At 66.5% G+C, this 2,999-nt stretch carries 2 protein-coding genes and 1 pseudogene; 1 reads left to right on the top strand and 2 read right to left on the bottom strand.

Features of this window, described 5'->3' with window-relative positions; translation table 11 throughout:
* Positions 1-1,807: endonuclease MutS2 (locus BG35_RS0108300; protein ID WP_025782461.1), on the top strand; the 1,807-nt coding region annotated here is incomplete at its 5' end.
* A gap of 136 nt (positions 1,808-1,943) precedes the next feature.
* Here the strand turns inward: BG35_RS0108300 and BG35_RS0108295 are convergent.
* Together BG35_RS0108295 and BG35_RS0108290 are read right to left on the bottom strand one after the other, a co-directional pair.
* Positions 1,944-2,393 (bottom strand): RrF2 family transcriptional regulator, encoded by a 450-nt coding sequence (locus BG35_RS0108295; RefSeq protein ID WP_025782460.1) that lies wholly within the window; start codon positions 2,391-2,393, stop codon positions 1,944-1,946.
* A gap of 34 nt (positions 2,394-2,427) precedes the next feature.
* Positions 2,428-2,999: pseudogene (locus BG35_RS0108290) on the bottom strand (UbiD family decarboxylase domain-containing protein); the annotation flags it as partial.

Below are 2,999 nucleotides of genomic sequence, written 5' to 3'. Positions count from 1 at the left end.
CCTGGTCCATGACAGTTCCACCTCCGGCAACACCTTGTTTGTGGAGCCCCAGGTGTTGGCGCCCCTGGGGAATCGCATCCGTGATCTGGAGAGCCAGGAGCGGCAAGAGGAGGAGCAGGTGCTGCGGCAGTTGAGTCAACTGGTGGCCGATGATGCCCAACCGCTTCTGGACATCTGTGCCGCCCTGCTGCGGCTTGACGTGGCTCTGGCCCGGGGGCGCTACGGCGCCGCCATGGGGGGCATTCAACCGGACTTCCTGGACACTGGCCTGAAGGCTGACGCCACCGGTGCGGCCCGGGCGCCCATCCTGCTGCGGCAGTTGCGTCATCCGCTGCTGGTGGAGCAACAGCAGGCCGGTGGCGCCGACGTGGCGCCGGTGGATATTCAAGTACATCCCCATCAGCGGGTGGTGGCCATCACCGGACCCAATACGGGTGGCAAGACCGTGGTTCTCAAAAGCCTGGGCCTGGCGCTCCTCATGGCCCGAGCAGGATTACCGGTGCTCTGTGCCGGTCCGGCCCGGCTGCCATGGGCCGCGTTGGTGTTGGCGGACATCGGTGACGAGCAATCCCTCCAGCAGAACCTCTCCACCTTCAGTGGCCACGTCAGGCGACTGGCGCGGATCCTTGAGGCTGTCGAGGCCTCCCCCACGGCCACCGTCAACGGTGTGGTGCTGCTGGACGAACTGGGGGCCGGCACGGATCCAGGCGAAGGGGCCGCCCTGGCCATCGCCCTGTTGCGCCATATGGCGGACCGGGTACGTCTCACCATGGCCACCACCCACTACAGCGCCCTCAAGGCGCTCAAGTATGAAGACGACCGCTTTGAGAATGCCTCCGTCGCCTTTGACGAGACCACCATGGCCCCCACCTATCAGTTGCAATGGGGCATACCCGGTCGCAGCAACGCCCTGGCCATCGCCCAGCGGTTGGGCTTGCCTCCAGCGGTGCTCAGCCAGGCCCGGGCCTTGCTCAAGCCCCAGCAGGTGGGTGAGGTGAGCGCCATCATCAGTGGTCTGGAGCAGCAACGGCAACAGCAGGAGGAGGCCGCCGCCGCCGCCGCCGCCCTCCTGGCCCGCACGGAGCGACTCCACGCCCAGGTGCTCAGCCATTGGCAGCGGCAGCAGAATGAAATTGCCCAGCGGCAGCAGGAGCGGCGGCAGCAGTTGGAGGACTCCATCCATGCCGCCCAGCAGGAGGTGGCCCGGATCATTCGCACCCTGCGCCAAGGGCCACCGGATGGGGAGCAGGCCCGGCGGGCCGGGCAACGTCTGAAGGCCCTCAAACAAGTCCGGCACGGGCAGGACGCCACTGCGGCGGCTCCTGGCCCATTGGCGGATCAGCAGGGGTGGTCACCCCATGTGGGGATGCGGGTGCGGGTGCGGCGCCTGGGCAAGGTGGCGGAGGTGCTGGACGTGAAAGACGGTCGGATGCTGGAGCTGCGTTGTGGCCCCATGCGCCTCCAGACCCACATGGACGACGTGGAGTCGCTGAACGGGGACGAGCCCCGCCCGGCCCCCTCCGTGCAGGTGACCCACCGCCAGCCCCTGGCCCCCGGCCCGGAGGTGCGCTGTGCCGCCAACACCATTGACCTGCGTGGATTCCGGCTCCATGAGGCGGAATCCGCCGTAGCGGATCAGCTCAGCCGCTGCAACGGTCCCGTTTGGGTGATTCACGGCATCGGCGCCGGTCGTCTCAAGCAGGGTCTCCGTGAGTGGCTGCAGAGCACGGACCAGGTGGAGCGCTTCCACGATGCGGAACCGGGGGACGGGGGCATGGGCTGCACCGTGGTGTGGCCGTGTCATTGACACCCTTGGCAGCAGCGCGACGGGCTGGTTCTCCCGAACCCATCCAGAACCCGGGTTACTCGATTGACCTATCAATGAAGCCAAGCGTTGCGGCATTTTCCATGAGTGTGCGTACTTTGGCCCATCCCTGACTCCTTCAAAGCATCAAGGCGTTGTCGTCCTCCAGAATGGCTTGCCAGGAGCGCAGGTCAAGAAACAGCTCCTCCAGGGTGGTCTCCCGCAGGGCTTTGGCCAGGGAACGGTGGAGACGCCGCTCCAGCATGGCCAGCACCTGGTCCGTGGCGGTGTCTTCATGGTTATGGTCACGACCGGGGGAGGGCGTGGCCTGTTGCAGCCGCTCCCCTACGGCATCGGCCACCTGCTCCAGACAGATGGAACCGGCCGGCTGGGCCAATCCATAGCCACCGGCCCGGCCCCGCTGGGCCACAACCAGCCCGGCGCGCCGCAACTGCAACAGAATCTGTTCCAGCATGGGGGCGGGAAGCTGCTGGCGCCGGGCAATGTGGGACACCGAGCAGAGGGTCTCCCGGGCCTGGGCCAGGGTCAGCAGGGCCTTCAAGGCGTAGAGGGTGCGACGTTGCAGCACGGAGATCGTGGGGAAGGAGGTGGGGCGCCAGCACTCAGGAAGGGCGGCCCAGGCGGGCCAGCACGTTTTCCATCACGTAGCCGAAAAGAACCGGATCCGGCGCGGTCCGGCCCACGTCTCCCAACCCCAACTCATCCCAACGCTCCGTAATGCGCGCCTCGGTGGCAGCATCCCGTTCCAGGGCCCGCCCCCAGTCGTGGCGCCGCTCCGGGCCGATCTTGGTGGTGGCGTCAATGGCCATGCGGCCCCCCAGGCCGATGCGTTCACTGGCAAAATCCAGACTATCGAAGGGACTATCGGCAATCACCAGCAGATCCCGTTGGGGATCCGCCTTGGCGCTAATGGCCCAAAGCACCTGGCGGGGATCCCGTACGTTGATGCTGCCGTCCACCACCACCACGAACTTGGTGTAGGTGAACTGGGGCAGCACCCCCCAGAACGCCATGGCAGCCCGCCGCGCCTGGCCGGCATAGGCCTTGTCGATGGCAAGTATCGCCAGCTTGTAGCTGAGGGCGTCCATGGGCAGGAAAAAGTCCTTGATCTCCGGAATCTGTTTGCGCAGGATGGGCGTATAGATGCGGTTGAGGGCAATGGCCAGCATGGCCT

The organism is Candidatus Synechococcus spongiarum SH4, from assembly GCF_000586015.1.
Classification (GTDB): domain Bacteria; phylum Cyanobacteriota; class Cyanobacteriia; order PCC-6307; family Cyanobiaceae; genus Synechococcus_B; species Synechococcus_B spongiarum_F.
The sequence above is the reverse complement of the archived record's forward strand: the minus strand, read 5'-3'. Positions and strand labels throughout refer to the sequence as shown.